Source organism: Brucella pseudogrignonensis, assembly GCF_032190615.1.
GTDB lineage: Bacteria > Pseudomonadota > Alphaproteobacteria > Rhizobiales > Rhizobiaceae > Brucella > Brucella pseudogrignonensis_B.
Genome location: NZ_JAVLAT010000001.1, coordinates 1,602,280 through 1,616,136, shown reverse-complemented (window position 1 = coordinate 1,616,136; position 13,857 = coordinate 1,602,280). Strand labels below are relative to the sequence as shown.

The following is a 13,857-nucleotide window of genomic DNA, read 5'->3' as shown; positions in this document are numbered from 1 at the left end:
GCTGGTATTATTCATATGACTCGGTTTCGTATCAATTTCCGGGGGCCTGTATTCCGCAAGGTCCTCGGCTACACATTCAGTCACTGGCGATGTCAGCCTCTGCGGCTGACGCTGATCATTATCAGCATGCTGCTTGCAACGGCCGCAGACGTCCTCACACCGCTCTACTCAGGAAAGCTGGTCGATGCGCTTTCGGTCGGGCAGGATAGCGCATGGGATGCTGCCATTCACGCGCTGATCATCCTGCTTGCACTGGGCGCATTGGCGCTGATCACGCGTCAGCTTACCTTCTATGTCATCACGGATTTCACGCTGAAGATCATGAGCGGCATGGCATCGAGTGCGTTTCACAAGCTTCAACGCTTTTCGACCGACTGGCATGCCAATGCCTTCGCCGGATCGACCGTGCGTAAGGTCTCGCGCGGCATGTGGGCGCTTGATCTGCTCAACGACACGCTGCTGCTTGCGCTGCTGCCGTCCATCCTGATGTTGCTCGGCTCTGTCGCGCTTCTCGCTTGGTATTGGCCGATGATGGGCGTTCTGGTTGCCATCGGCTCTGTGCTGTTTATCGTCTGCACGATTGTGATTTCACTCGGCTTTGTTGCGCCTGCCGCAACACTTGCTAACAGCTGGGACACGCGCATGGGCGGCGCTTTGGCCGATGCCATTTCGTGCAATGCCGTTGTGAAAGCATTCGGTGCTGAAACACGCGAAGATGGACGTCTTGCCAAGGTAGTCACCAAGTGGTGCTCGCGCACGCGCCGGACGTGGCTGATCGGTACGCTCAATGGTTTCATTCAGGGTGCAAACCTGCTCATCATGCGCGGTGTGGTGATTGGCTTTGCGCTTTATCTCTGGAGCCAGGGCCAGGCAACTGCCGGTGACATTACCTTCGTTCTGACCGCCTTCTTCATGTTGCAGGGTTATTTGCGTGATGTGGGCATGCATATCCGCAATCTGCAACGTTCGGTCAACGACATGGAAGAACTGGTGCAGATCGAAGCGGAGCCTTATGGCATCGCAGACAAGCCCGGCGCAGGTGCAATCCAGATCGGAAATGGCGAGATCACGTTTGAGAACGTCACCTTCCATTATGGCAGCCACGACACGGCGCTTTATCGTGACTTTTCGGTCAGGATTGAGGCTGGTGAGCGGGTCGGTCTGGTCGGCCATTCAGGTTCGGGCAAGACGACTTTCGTCAAGCTGATCCAGCGTCTCTACGATGTGAGTGGCGGCGCGATCAAAATCGATGGACAGAACATTGCCGAAGTCACTCAGGCATCACTCCGATCGCAGATTGCTATCGTGCAACAGGAGCCAATCCTGTTTCACCGCACGCTGGCTGAAAACATCGCCTATGCTCGCCCCGGTGCAACACAAGCCCAGATCGAGCATGCGGCAATGCTTGCCAGCGCGCATGATTTCATCATGCGTCTGCCAAAGGGCTATGCAACGCTTGTCGGTGAACGCGGTGTGAAGCTTTCGGGTGGTGAACGTCAGCGTGTCGCAATTGCCCGTGCATTTCTGGCTGATGCACCAATTCTTATTCTGGACGAGGCAACATCAAGCCTTGATTCAGAATCAGAAGTACTGATCCAGCAGGCAATGGAACGGCTGATGATCGGTCGTACCACACTTGTCATTGCACATAGGCTTTCAACGGTCCGTGCGCTGGATCGGCTGTTGGTTTTTGACAGAGGCAATATCGTCGAAGAAGGCGATCACGATGCGCTTATCCGGAAGCCTGATGGCATCTATCGCCGTATGTTCGAACGGCAGGCCTTGGAACTGACCAAAGGTCTTGATTTGCCATAAAAAGTGGGCCGGGAAACCGGCCCATTTTATTTGAAAACTTTGCCCGATGATTGGCGAATAATCAGCTTGTAATCGATATGCCGCGAAGGCGATGCCTCGCCCGTTTCTATCTGGCTGAGCAACATATCGACCGCATCATAGGTCATTTCGCGGATTGGCTGATGAACCGTAGTGATTTGCGGCGAGACCATGCTCGAAATCGCACTATCATCAAAGCCAACAATGGTCAGCTCATTTGGCACGTCGATCTTATGATCATAGGCAATTTGCAGAACGGCTGCCGCCATATCATCATTAGAGGCAAAAATCGCAGTGGGTCTGTTCTTCAACGACAAGAGTTTACGGCCAGCTTCCAACCCACTTGCAAAACTGAAGCCACCTTCAAATTCGTAATCGGGATTGTGAGCGATGCCAGCCTGATCCAGCATCTTGCGATAGCCTTCAAGACGCAGCTGTGCCGAGCGATGCGTCAGATCGCCAATGACGATTGCAATCTTACGGTGCCCCAGATCGAGCAAATATTGCATCAAATGGCAGGCGGCTTTCTCGTCATCAATGGCAACACTGTCCGTCGGATGCACGCCAAAATCACCAGCCACGCGGGTGAAGGGCATTGCAGATGCAATCAGTTCCTGCAAAATTTCAGGATCATCCGACATAGGCGGCGTTACGATAATTCCATCAAGTCCCGAAGCGTGGGCAGTTTCAATCAATGAGCCACGAATATCATCGCGATTTTCAACCGGGAAGATCAAGAGCCGGTAACGTGTGCCACGCAACCGATCCAGTGCACCAATCTGTAATTCGGTCACATAGCTCTGACTCGGATTCTCAAAGAATAGCCCAATCAGATGCGAGCGGCGCTCAACCAGATTACGCGCCGCGGCATTGGGACGATAGCGCAATTCAGCGCCTGCCAGTTTAACCTTTTCGCGGATCGTATCGCGGACATTGGGTTCGTCATTATAGACCCGCGAAACTGTCTTGATTGAAACGCCTGCAAGACGCGCCACATCGTGGATCGTTGCTCTCTTATTGGATGCGGCCATGGCCGTTATGCACTCTCCCCAGTGATATGGCCAATTTAGTATCTGCTTTGCAGATCAACGCAAAGCGCTAAATCGAGCATATCTTGGAACGCGTGAGAAAGCGCTTTTCACGACCATTATCGAGCGAGAACATACCACCGCGCCCCGGCACGACATCGATGATAAGTTCTGTATGTTTCCAGGCTTCGTATTGTGAACCACTGATATAAAATGGCGCGCCGCCAATCTCGCCCAGCTTGACATCGGCATCAGACAGCAGAAAGTCGCCCTGCGGATAGCACATCGGCGATGATCCATCACAACAGCCGCCCGACTGATGAAACATGATCGGACCATATTCAGCCTGCAACTCGGCGATCAGTTCCAGCGCTGCATCGGTGGCAGTGACCTGCTCTAGTTGAGAGTCTTGCGGCATGGTTCCTCCTCCCTTAGGGCGCGTTTCGATATGATCAAATCAGATCGGCGCTCTACAGTCTTTTACTTGAAGCATAATCTTATCGACCCTCGTTGAACGAAGGTCGGACTATGCTCTAACAAAGCCGCCGCATCGCTACGGCGGCTTTACTTCTTTGTATCTGCGCATGTCTTTTGCCCAAAAACCGGTTCCCACTTTTGGGAGACATGCTTTAATATCGCAGCATTACTGCGTCAGGTCCATCACGACGCGGCCTTCAATCTGACCTGCGCGCATTTCGTCAAAGATCGCATTGATATTGTCTATCTTGTCAGTGCGGATCGTCGCCTTGACCTTACCGTCTGCGGCAAAATCAATCGACTCCTGCAAATCAAGACGCGTGCCCACAATGGAGCCGCGCACGGTGACGCCGTTCAGCACCATATTGAAGATCGACAACGGAAATTCGCCAGCGGGAAGGCCGTTGAGTGCAATCGTTCCACCACGTGCGGCCATGCCGATGGCCTGTTCAAAGGCTTTCGGTGAAACAGCCGTCACAAGCACGCCCTGCGCGCCGCCATCTGTTTCTTTCTTGATATAGGCTGCCGGATCATTGTGCGTCTTGGCATTAACCGTCACAGTCGCACCGAGCTTGCGGGCCAGATCAAGTTTCTTATCGTCGATATCGACAGCTGCAACATTGAGGCCCATGGCCTTTGCATATTGCACGGCCATGTGGCCGAGCCCACCAATACCGGAAATCACAACCCAGTCGCCTGGCTTTGTGTCTGTAACCTTGAGGCCCTTGTAAACCGTCACGCCTGCGCAGAGAACGGGCGCAATCTCATTGAATTCGATATTTTTCGGAAGATGTCCGACGAAATTCGGATCGGCGACAACATAATCTGCAAAGCCGCCATTCACCGAATATCCGGTATTGAGCTGCTCTTCGCAAAGCGTTTCCCAACCACCCAGACAATGCACGCAATGACCGCAAGCGGTGTAAAGCCACGGAATGCCGACGCGATCGCCTTCCTTCACATGCTTGACGCCTTTGCCAACCGCAGACACGAAACCAACGCCCTCATGTCCGGGAATAAAGGGCGGATTGGGCTTGACGGGCCAGTCACCTTCGGCGGCATGAAGATCAGTATGGCATACACCGGACGCCTGAATTGCCACCTGAATCTGGCCATCGCCCGGCACCGGAATCGGAACTTCATCAATGGTCAATGGTTTGCCGAATTCGCGAACCACGGCAGCTTTCATTGTCTTAGCCATTACGAAAACATCCTTCTGTTTGTCGCGCATGGTTACCAAACATTATTTGGTATTTGGTTGGATGCGCTGTCATGGGTCGGATTGGCAAGGCAACCAAGGCCTGCCGACCCGACCCTTTCCTGGGAGGAAACAGGCTGGGAAAGCGACCTCATACAGATCAAAATTGAAGTCGCGGTGAAAAATGAATTAGCGGCCCGAAGCTCCAAGGCAACAGGCCGCTTTCTCTTTTTAGAAGAAGCCAAGCTTCTTCGGGCTGTAGCTCACCAGCATGTTCTTGGTCTGCTGGTAATGATCGAGCATCTTGAGGTGGTTTTCGCGACCGATACCCGACTGCTTGTAACCGCCGAAAGCCGCATGGGCCGGATAGGCGTGGTAGCAGTTCGTCCAGACGCGGCCTGCCTGAATAGCGCGACCAAAGCGATAGGCGCGTGTGCCGTCACGCGTCCAGACACCAGCACCAAGACCGTAAAGCGTGTCATTGGCAATCGCGAGCGCTTCTGCGTCATCCTTAAAGGTGGTGACAGAAACAACAGGGCCGAAGATTTCCTCCTGGAAAATCCGCATCTTGTTGTTGCCCTTGAACACAGTGGGCTTGACGTAATAGCCACCCGCAAGATCGCCTGCCAGTTCATTACGCCCGCCGCCGGTTAGCACTTCCGCGCCTTCCTGCTTGCCTATATCGATATAGCTGAGGATCTTTTCGAGCTGTTCGCTGGACGCCTGCGCACCGATCATGGTTGCCGGATCAAGCGGATCACCCTGAACGATGGCTTCAACACGCTTCAGCGCGCGTTCCATGAACTTATCATAAATCTTTTCATGGATCAGCGCACGGCTCGGACAGGTACAGACTTCACCCTGATTGAGCGCGAACATGACGAAGCCTTCAATCGCTTTGTCAAAATAGTCGTCATCTTCGGCTGTTACGTCCGAGAAAAAGATATTGGGCGACTTGCCGCCGAGTTCCAGCGTGACCGGAATAAGGTTCTGGCTGGCATATTGCATGATGAGACGACCGGTTGTCGTTTCACCTGTGAACGCGATCTTGGCAATGCGCGGGCTTGATGCCAGCGGCTTGCCTGCTTCAAGACCAAAGCCATTGACCACATTAAGCACACCGGCAGGCAACAGATCGCCAATGATCTCCATCAACACAAGGATCGAAGCCGGTGTCTGTTCTGCGGGCTTCAGCACCACGCAGTTCCCGGCAGCGAGGGCTGGTGCGAGCTTCCATACAGCCATCAGCAGCGGAAAATTCCATGGAATAATCTGGCCGACCACGCCAAGCGGCTCGTGGAAATGATAGGCAACGGTATCATGATCGATTTCAGAAATGCCGCCTTCTTGCGCACGGATTGCGCCAGCAAAATAGCGGAAATGGTCAATGGCCAACGGCAGATCGGCGTTTGTGGTTTCGCGGATCGGTTTACCGTTATCCCATGTTTCTGCCGCCGCTAGCTTTGGCAGGTTTGCTTCGATCCGATCTGCGATCTTGTTGAGGATCACAGCGCGTTCAGCCGGGCTGGTCTTGCCCCAGGCTTCTTTCGCTGCATGTGCTGCGTCTAGGGCTGCATCGACATCCGCTGCATCGGAGCGAGCGACTTCGCAGAGCACTTGTCCGTTGACTGGAGACGTATTTTCGAAATAACGGCCAGACTTGGGCTCAACCCATTTGCCGCCGATGAAATTGCCATACCGTTTGGCAAATTCAGGCTTCACAGAGCGATGAAATTCAACCTTGTTCATGGTATTCCTCCCGAAATTCAACGCCGCTCCTACGGCGTTTCAGATACAATGTGGCGCGGCTCTTGGGAGGAGTCATCCAGCGCTGGATAATATGCTGCATCAATGTGTCTCAATAATGCGACACAATTCAAAAACTAATTGGGTCTTATGATTTTGAGGCGATTAAGCTTGCGATGAAGCGTTGCACGACTGATGCCAAGAAGCTTCGCCGCAGAGGAGACATTGCCTTCGGCACGTGCTATGGCGCGCAGAATGACGCTGCGCTCAGACTCTGCCATATCTTCACGCGGATCAGCGTTCCAGCCAAGAAGATCAGCGGCAGGCAATGCAGTCGAAAGAGCATCATCGGTCAGATCCAGCGAGAGACGAGCCGCACGGGTTGCACCAATCACCAAATCGTCTTTATCGACAGCAATCAACGCGCCACCTGTTCTGTCAGCACTCGGCGCAAGCATGATGCGCGCATCCGGGAACGCCTGACGGAAATTCTCAGCCTCAATCCGCCGTGCGGCGTCGATGACAGCAACCGAAATCAATTGCACGAAGGCTTCTGTCAGATCACTGCGGCAGGACGAGACATCAAGCGCTGCCACGAGCCGCCCCTGATGATCGTGAATGGGCGCAACCGTGCAGGAAAGTCCGATATTGCGGGTGTGAAAATGCTGATCGCGATGGATCGTCAGCGCGCGCTGCTCGGCAATGCAAGTGCCAATACCATTGGTGCCTTCAACGGCTTCGCTCCAAACGGCTCCCGTCCACAACCCCCAATCGTAGAACGTATCGTCATCGCCGGCAGCACCGCGGCGCTCGACCGGCACGCCATCGCTATCAGCAAGAAGGACGCAGCAGCCAACACCACCGACAGCCATATAAAGGCGGTCCATGCTGGCTTGAGCAATATTGATGACACGTTCCATACGTTGGCGGGCCGTGCGCAATTCATGATCGGAAAGCGTTTGAACAGAGCCCACTTCCGCAGGATCAAGACCATAGAGGCGGGAAGACCGTCGCCACGAGGCGACAAGTGCAGACCGCGCTGCGCCGCCCGTATCGATTGCGGACTGAATACGCTCAGCATGAATCCTGTCTTGCGGTGCACCCATGTTTTCCTCCCAGAAAGGCTGGAAACCGCCTATTAGAGCGCGTTCGATCTGATTTTATCAGATCGGCGCTCTAACTCTTTTTACCTTAAGCATAATCTTATCGATCCTCGTTTCACTCCGGTCGGATTATGCTCTGGAAGGATAATGACTTTTTATCGGACGGGTTGCAAGCGACCCGTTACACGACTTTCGCAGGTTCGACGAAAGTCTCAAGCGCTGCGACTTCCATCGCATTCATCCGCAGGCCAAGTTTGGTCCGGCGCCAGAGGATATCTTCAGCCGTATGCGCCCATTCATGCTCCATGAGATAGCGGACTTCCGCCTCATAGAGATCGGCACCAAAATGCTGGCCAAGCTCGGCAAGAGACTTGGAATTGCCAAGCAAAATGCGCGCGCGCGTTCCGTAAAGCTTGAACAGACGGCGGGCATGGATCGCTGACAAAAACGGATAATCGGCTTTCAGCTTTTCCAATTCACGATCAAAAGCCGTCGCTTCGAAATCACCACCCGGCAGAGACGCGGCGTGGGTCCAAGGAGCACCTTTCTTACCCAAGTGATGCTCGATCTTTTCCAGCATATGTTCGGCCAGTCTACGTGCTGTGGTCAGCTTGCCGCCGAACACATTGATCAGCGGTGCCACGCCTTGCGGCGCATCTTCTTTGAGCACATAATCACGCGTTGCTTCCTGCGCTTTGCTGGCACCATCATCATAAAGCGGGCGGACGCCGGAATAGGTCCAGACAATATCTTCCCTGCACACCGGTTCGCGAAAATATTCGCTGGCGGCAGCACAGAGATAATCGGTTTCCTGATCGCTGATCGCAACTTTCGCCGGATCACCTTTATAATCCTGATCCGTGGTGCCGATCAGCGTGAAATCATCCTCGTAAGGGATTGCGAAAATGATGCGCCCGTCATTGTTCTGGAAGAAATAGGAACGCGGATCAGAGAATTTTTGGCGCACTATGATATGGCTGCCCTGCACCAGCCGCACATTATGCAGCTGCCGATCGCCTTCGACGCCTTCCAGCACCTTGTCTGCCCACGGTCCGGCTGCATTGATCAACAAACGCGCACGAAACTCTTCCCGCAGACCTGTATCGATGTTTTCGAGCGTAACCGTCCACGCTTCATGGTCACGACGTGCAGAGACAACCTTGGTGCGCGTGCGGATCATCGCACCGCGATCAGCAGCATCACGCGCTGTGAGCGTGGTAAAACGCGCATCATCCACCCAGCAATCCGAGTATTCGAAAGCCTTGGTAAAAAGCGGCTTAAGCGGTGCACTCGAAGGATCTGTGCGCATATCGAGCGTGCGCGTAGCAGGCAGCATTTTGCGGCCACCCAGATGATCGTAAAGAAACAGACCAAGGCGTAAAAGCCAAGCTGGACGCACACCGCCCTTATGAAAAGGCAGCACAAAACGCATCGGATGGATCAGATGCGGCGCATTGGCCCAGAGCACTTCGCGCTCCATCAGTGCTTCGCGCACCAGACGAAACTCATAATGCTCCAGATAGCGCAGCCCACCATGAATGAGCTTGGTCGCACGCGAGGACGTGCCACTGGCGAGGTCGTTCATCTCGGCAAGACCGACGGAAAAACCGCGGCCAACCGCATCGCGTGCAATGCCGCAGCCATTAATGCCGCCACCGATTACGAAAATGTCGAATATTTCATGCTGCGCCATGGTGAACCCTGAAGATCATCTTCAACCACCAAAACGAATATAATTTATTTAATACGAAAGCAAAACGAAAATGAAACGAAACTACAATTCTTTCTCTTCGGAAGCGTTAAGCCGGGCTGTTTCAATCAACTCAACCTCATTTTCACGGCATAAATCGCGCAACTGCTGCGACGGACAGTGATCGGTGATAAACGTATGCACTTGGGATATATGCCCAAGGCGCACAGGTGCCGTGCGTTCCAGCTTGGTTGAGTCGCTCACCAGAATGACATGACGCGCGTTGGCGATGATTGCGTGTGCGACTTTCACTTCGCGGAAATCAAAATCGAGCAATGCACCATCTGCATCCATCGCCGATGCACCGATGATTGCATAATCAACCTTGAATTGACGGATAAAATCCACCGCCGCCTCACCCACAATGCCACCATCGGAAGCGCGCACCACGCCGCCAGCAATCACCACTTCGATTTCGGGATAAACCCGCAGCGTATTGGCAACATTGATATTGTTGGTGATGACCATCAGGTTGTTATGATCAATCAGCGCATGACTGACGGCCTCTGTGGTCGTGCCGATATTGATGAAAAGCGACGCACCATCGGGAATCATTTCGGCTGCCGCACGCCCGATCAGTTCCTTCTCATGGGCTGCTATCCGACGCCGCGCTTCATATTCCATATTCTCCACGCCCGAAGGATAGAGCGCACCGCCATGGATACGACGCAGCAAACGCGCCTTGCAGAGATCATTGAGATCCTTGCGCACTGTCTGTGGCGTGACATCGAAAGCAACCGCCAGATCATCCACCAGAACCTGCCCCTGTCGGCGCGCGATATCCAAAATTGCATTGTGACGAGGGGTAAGCTGCATGGTGTTCCCGGTATGGAATTATACTAACAATCAATTCGTAATTTCGCTGTTTTGCAAAAGAAAGCAACCACCTGATGACAAAACAGGCAGAAACTCACCCTCTCTGTCCCTCCTTAGAGGTATCGCCAAATAAACGTCAGTTTATTTCAAATCCTAAAGTTTTTTATTTCCGAAAAATACCGTTCAAAAGATAGCAAAAAGCCTCACGATTTTTGAGAACTCCTACACCTTCCGAATAGAATTAAGCCAAACAAACATGTTTCCCGGATCGATAATTTAAATATTATTCAATAAATCCTCTTTTTCATAAAAAGGATTTAAATATAAATGATAAGACGCGCCTTTATCATAGCAGTCAATCTGAAATAAATCTTCTTAACGGAAGGGGTTAGCTATGTCTAAATTGGGTATCATTTTGACTTCCTGCGCACTTTTTCTTATCGGAAGCAGTGCATTTGCTCAAACAGTAAACGTAGACAACAACACAAATTCATCATCACAAGCCGGAGCAACTGCGATTTCTATCGGCGGGGGCGGAAACTCGCCAGATAAAATCAAAACCACGGTGCCGGCTTTTGCACCAGGACTTGTTGCAGCAGGGGTTCATTCATGTGCGGGTTCAACGAGCGTTGGTGTGGGTGCAACAGGCTGGGGTCTCGGCTTTGGCAGCACCTACGAAATGCGCGAATGCAACCGCCGTGCTTATGCCGCAGCACTTCTCGGCATGGGGCAAAACAGAGCGGCACTTGATCTGATTTGTCTTAACAAAGAAGTCAGAGCATCGCTCAACGCGACAGGCGTTGTTTGCCCTTCTCAGGGGCTTGCGAGCACACAAGCAGCGCCGCGTCCGGCAAAACAGGCCCCGCTTTTTGCATCTGTATCAAGTGAGGAACCCGCGGCAATTCCAGCCAGCGCCCACACGAGGACTGCATCATCACAACCGATGACGGCCAAGCGGACGTATTCTGCCAAAGCACTCGGGCTGAGTTCGGATCAGCTGCGCGCGAAGGGATGTGTTCTACGCAGTACGGCAAGCAAAGGACAGGCTTGGTACTGCTCGCGCCCTCTGATGTGATCATCAGCACATATGCCCGGCCCAAAAAGGCTTTCAGAGAAGTCTTGGGCCGGCAACCCTACGATATAGCCCCTTACACATGCAGCACGGCCGAATGCGGATGGGCAGCGGGGTGTATCGTTCGGATATGCCTACCGAAATCGGATTGAGAACTCATTCAACACGCGGAGGACATCTCATCATGCAGAAAATCATAATCGCTTCTATCGCACTTCTTGCGGCAGGCGCTCTGCCAGCTGCCGCGCAAACAGTAAACTGGAATGGCAGTTTTGGCGGTGCCAGTGGTGCGGGTTCAGCTGTTACCGGCGGGTTTGCGTTCGGCGCTGGCTCTACCGCAGCTGGTCAGGCAGCGACAACCGGCTGGGCCGAAGGCAAGGGCACAGTCGTCGGCATTGGCGGCAAGGTCGGACATTATGGCGGCAGCACAGGAATAGGCTCCGGCTATTTCACCTCGGGCTCAGGCGGTCAGTCCGCTGCCATGGCACAATCTGGGACAGGCTTTCTTGGCGGGAGTTCGGCAGGCACAGCCTTCGGCACCACATCCGGCGGATCATCCGGCAGTATCAGCCTTCGACGCTAACAAAAATCAAATGAACTGGAACTGGAGCGGTTACCTGTTGAGAAAAAACGAAAACCGCAAAAGCTCGACAGAGAGTTTTTCCAGCACAAAAAATAAAGATGGAAGAATATTCGACAGGCTTCCACAAAGCAAAGAATGAGAGCCCCTCAAAGGATACCCACTCTCATTCTGTAGGGGCAGGTGAAAATCTGCCCCTACACCGATATCATTCTTAAAGAATATCACTCAACAGAGGTGCAAAAAACCAAGAAGTGTCGTCTGCCACTATCAGGCGACGCTTCTTGGTTTTCGGAATTAATACTGTATCTTGCTACCGACTTCATTCCTCGCCGAACTTGTTGCCGTACATCTGGTGTAATTTGCAAGCGACCTCCGTGCGATTGGCAGCGCCGATCTTTCGCATGATGTTATGGACATGAGCTTTGACCGTGCCTTCACTCATTCCCAGCTCGAATGCGATAATTTTGTTGGATTTACCGACTCTGATTGCATGAACGACCTCTATCTCACGCATAGTCAGCAACTCGCCCAGCACATCGTCCGTCATTTCCTCAGACGGCGGTTTCATTAGCATGGAGGCCGGCACATACATGCCACCAGCGAGCGCAAGATGAATAGCTTCTACGCAAATGCGAACATCAACCGATGTCGGAATATAGCCACGCACACCGATTTCCATTGCACGCAAAACCTGTGACCACTCTTCACGCTCTGCCAGCAACACCACGGGTATAGGATGCCAAGCTTTTACGGCAGACTCTACTTCATCCGAAAAAAACGGGTCGGCAAGACGTTTAGAGCCGATATGCATAAGCACAACAATGGCGCCGTTCAGCGGCATATTTTTGTAGGCCGCGGCATAACTGACAACGGGAAGTTTCAGACCATTCATCATCAGTCCGTTAAAAAGACATTCCCGTTCAAGGTTACTTTTACAGAGGAGCATAAGATGAGGCTCATCCTGAACAGATAAACCCGTTGCAATTTCTTCACTCTCTTTTTTTTCCCCGAAAGAAGTAAAAGCACCCTCACGACTACCATCGGATGCTGCCCATAAGTGAGGCTCTCTTATTTGAAGCATTGCTTAGTTTCCTCTACTACTCATGTTTTTACTCGATACAAAACACTAGTTACGATAAAAACTTCGGCACTTTATTGGGATTTTCATTGCCAACCCCGCTGAAGACTGGTCTAAATATTGATACCAGCAAATAAACGTGTCATTAACTTATGTTAGCGGTTTATAAAAAAATGTGCTCGCCATAAGAACGACTTCGGGAACAGAAAGTTATAAATTCTATAACTTTCGTTGAGCATGGGCAGCGAATGCATAGTGGGAACCAACACACCACTGCTTTACTGATCGACGGCTTGGTCAACTTATTGGAATCGCCTCCAATTCTTGCCAAGCTGGATTCGCGCGAAAAAGAGGCCATGCAGGCCCTGGCAATTTCCGAGAACAGCTACCCAGCTGATGCAATTATCATCGATCAAGGTGCATCGATCCGCAGCATTCATATGGTACGCACGGGCTGGGGCTGCGTTTATCGCGATCTTTCCAGTGGAGAGCGCCAGATTATCGATTTTCCAATGCGATGCGACTTTGTTGGATTAAGAACTGCTGGCGGATACAGCTACAATACGATTAAAACACTGACGCCTATGTCTATTTACGAAATCCCGCTGGCGTCGCTGGAACAAACAATCAAACAAACACCCCGATTGGGCTTACTCTTCATCGAGATGCTGTCCAGACAACGCGCCATGCTTGTTGAGCATTTAACCAATGTTGGCTGCCGCAGCGCTTTTGTTCGCACAGCGCATTTCCTGCTGGAATTGTCCGACCGTGTGAAATCCTGCGGTATGGGCGAACCGGATTCATTTTACTGTCCGCTTACGCAATATCAGCTTGCCGATGCTCTGGGTCTAACCCCTATCCATCTCAACCGCATGATGAGAGAGTTGCGTGAAGAAGGGCTGGTGGTCTTCAAATCTTACAGAGTTGAAATTCTCGACCGGCAAAGATTGGTGCAAATTGCCGAATATGACGGCGCGTTCATGCGCATGTCAGTTTTCGACAAATCTATTTAAGCATTATTTGAGGGGAAAATGGTCGGAGTGGAGAGATTCGAACTCCCGACCCTCTGGTCCCAAACCAGATGCGCTACCAGACTGCGCTACACTCCGTATCCATATCAGCGAGACTCTTTCGTCTTGCTGTGAGCGGCTTATAGCGCCGCTCTTTTGAACC

Annotated in this window: 12 protein-coding genes and 1 tRNA gene; 4 read left to right on the top strand and 9 right to left on the bottom strand. The window is 52.4% G+C overall.

The window, feature by feature from the left end; all coding sequences use genetic code 11:
* Nucleotides 1-15: 15 nt before the first annotated feature.
* Nucleotides 16-1,815 (top strand): ABC transporter ATP-binding protein, encoded by a 1,800-nt coding sequence (locus tag RI570_RS07790; protein ID WP_313827845.1) that lies wholly within the window; start codon nucleotides 16-18, stop codon nucleotides 1,813-1,815.
* 26 nt (nucleotides 1,816-1,841) lie between these two features.
* Here the strand turns inward: RI570_RS07790 and RI570_RS07785 are convergent, their stop codons facing one another.
* The 7 genes from RI570_RS07785 to RI570_RS07755 form a co-directional block, all read right to left on the bottom strand.
* A complete protein-coding gene (locus RI570_RS07785) occupies nucleotides 1,842-2,864 on the bottom strand; it encodes a LacI family DNA-binding transcriptional regulator (RefSeq protein WP_313827844.1) in 1,023 nt (340 codons plus the stop codon).
* A gap of 67 nt (nucleotides 2,865-2,931) precedes the next feature.
* Nucleotides 2,932-3,279: a DUF779 domain-containing protein gene (locus RI570_RS07780; protein WP_313827843.1), complete on the bottom strand. Its 348-nt coding sequence runs from the start codon at nucleotides 3,277-3,279 to the stop codon at nucleotides 2,932-2,934.
* 225 nt (nucleotides 3,280-3,504) lie between these two features.
* Nucleotides 3,505-4,539 carry an alcohol dehydrogenase AdhP gene (adhP, locus tag RI570_RS07775; RefSeq protein WP_313827841.1) on the bottom strand — a complete coding sequence of 345 codons (1,035 nt, stop codon included), beginning with the start codon at nucleotides 4,537-4,539 and terminating at the stop codon, nucleotides 3,505-3,507.
* 228 nt (nucleotides 4,540-4,767) lie between these two features.
* Nucleotides 4,768-6,285, bottom strand: a complete 1,518-nt coding sequence (gene adh / locus RI570_RS07770; RefSeq protein WP_313827840.1) for an aldehyde dehydrogenase — start codon at nucleotides 6,283-6,285, stop codon at nucleotides 4,768-4,770.
* Nucleotides 6,286-6,419: 134 nt separating this feature from the next.
* Entirely contained in the window at nucleotides 6,420-7,388 is a 969-nt protein-coding gene (locus RI570_RS07765; protein ID WP_313827839.1) for a GAF domain-containing protein, read from the bottom strand.
* Nucleotides 7,389-7,566: 178 nt separating this feature from the next.
* Nucleotides 7,567-9,078 carry a glycerol-3-phosphate dehydrogenase gene (glpD, locus tag RI570_RS07760; protein ID WP_313827838.1) on the bottom strand — a complete coding sequence of 504 codons (1,512 nt, stop codon included), beginning with the start codon at nucleotides 9,076-9,078 and terminating at the stop codon, nucleotides 7,567-7,569.
* 81 nt (nucleotides 9,079-9,159) lie between these two features.
* A complete protein-coding gene (locus tag RI570_RS07755) occupies nucleotides 9,160-9,951 on the bottom strand; it encodes a DeoR/GlpR family DNA-binding transcription regulator (protein ID WP_313827837.1) in 792 nt (263 codons plus the stop codon).
* 394 nt (nucleotides 9,952-10,345) lie between these two features.
* Here RI570_RS07755 and RI570_RS07750 point away from each other — a divergent pair, with 394 nt between their 5' ends.
* On the top strand, nucleotides 10,346-11,026 hold the full coding sequence (locus tag RI570_RS07750; protein WP_313827836.1) for a hypothetical protein: 681 nt from the start codon (nucleotides 10,346-10,348) through the stop codon (nucleotides 11,024-11,026).
* Nucleotides 11,027-11,207: 181 nt separating this feature from the next.
* Nucleotides 11,208-11,606: a hypothetical protein gene (locus RI570_RS07745; RefSeq protein ID WP_313827835.1), complete on the top strand. Its 399-nt coding sequence runs from the start codon at nucleotides 11,208-11,210 to the stop codon at nucleotides 11,604-11,606.
* A 319-nt stretch (nucleotides 11,607-11,925) separates the two neighbouring features.
* On the opposite strand, the gene RI570_RS07740 is transcribed toward RI570_RS07745, so the two are convergent.
* Nucleotides 11,926-12,687 carry a response regulator transcription factor gene (locus RI570_RS07740; protein WP_313827834.1) on the bottom strand — a complete coding sequence of 254 codons (762 nt, stop codon included), beginning with the start codon at nucleotides 12,685-12,687 and terminating at the stop codon, nucleotides 11,926-11,928.
* A gap of 245 nt (nucleotides 12,688-12,932) precedes the next feature.
* Between RI570_RS07740 and RI570_RS07735 the strand changes: the two genes are divergently transcribed.
* Nucleotides 12,933-13,697 (top strand): Crp/Fnr family transcriptional regulator, encoded by a 765-nt coding sequence (locus RI570_RS07735; RefSeq protein ID WP_313827833.1) that lies wholly within the window; start codon nucleotides 12,933-12,935, stop codon nucleotides 13,695-13,697.
* A gap of 19 nt (nucleotides 13,698-13,716) precedes the next feature.
* Here RI570_RS07735 and RI570_RS07730 read toward each other — a convergent pair.
* Nucleotides 13,717-13,793, bottom strand: a tRNA-Pro gene (locus RI570_RS07730).
* Between the last annotated feature and the right edge of the window lie 64 nt (nucleotides 13,794-13,857).

What these genes read in the sequence shown, in the direction of transcription:
- RI570_RS07790 (WP_313827845.1), top strand. Translation starts at nt 16, where the DNA reads ATGACTCGGTTTCGTATCAATTTCCGGGGGCCTGTATTCCGCAAGGTC.
- adh (WP_313827840.1), bottom strand. Translation starts at nt 6,285, where the DNA reads ATGAACAAGGTTGAATTTCATCGCTCTGTGAAGCCTGAATTTGCCAAA.
- RI570_RS07765 (WP_313827839.1), bottom strand. Translation starts at nt 7,388, where the DNA reads ATGGGTGCACCGCAAGACAGGATTCATGCTGAGCGTATTCAGTCCGCA.
- RI570_RS07735 (WP_313827833.1), top strand. Translation starts at nt 12,933, where the DNA reads ATGCATAGTGGGAACCAACACACCACTGCTTTACTGATCGACGGCTTG.
- RI570_RS07780 (WP_313827843.1), bottom strand. Translation starts at nt 3,279, where the DNA reads ATGCCGCAAGACTCTCAACTAGAGCAGGTCACTGCCACCGATGCAGCG.
- RI570_RS07740 (WP_313827834.1), bottom strand. Translation starts at nt 12,687, where the DNA reads ATGCTTCAAATAAGAGAGCCTCACTTATGGGCAGCATCCGATGGTAGT.
- RI570_RS07755 (WP_313827837.1), bottom strand. Translation starts at nt 9,951, where the DNA reads ATGCAGCTTACCCCTCGTCACAATGCAATTTTGGATATCGCGCGCCGA.
- RI570_RS07785 (WP_313827844.1), bottom strand. Translation starts at nt 2,864, where the DNA reads ATGGCCGCATCCAATAAGAGAGCAACGATCCACGATGTGGCGCGTCTT.
- RI570_RS07750 (WP_313827836.1), top strand. Translation starts at nt 10,346, where the DNA reads ATGTCTAAATTGGGTATCATTTTGACTTCCTGCGCACTTTTTCTTATC.
- glpD (WP_313827838.1), bottom strand. Translation starts at nt 9,078, where the DNA reads ATGGCGCAGCATGAAATATTCGACATTTTCGTAATCGGTGGCGGCATT.
- RI570_RS07745 (WP_313827835.1), top strand. Translation starts at nt 11,208, where the DNA reads ATGCAGAAAATCATAATCGCTTCTATCGCACTTCTTGCGGCAGGCGCT.
- adhP (WP_313827841.1), bottom strand. Translation starts at nt 4,539, where the DNA reads ATGGCTAAGACAATGAAAGCTGCCGTGGTTCGCGAATTCGGCAAACCA.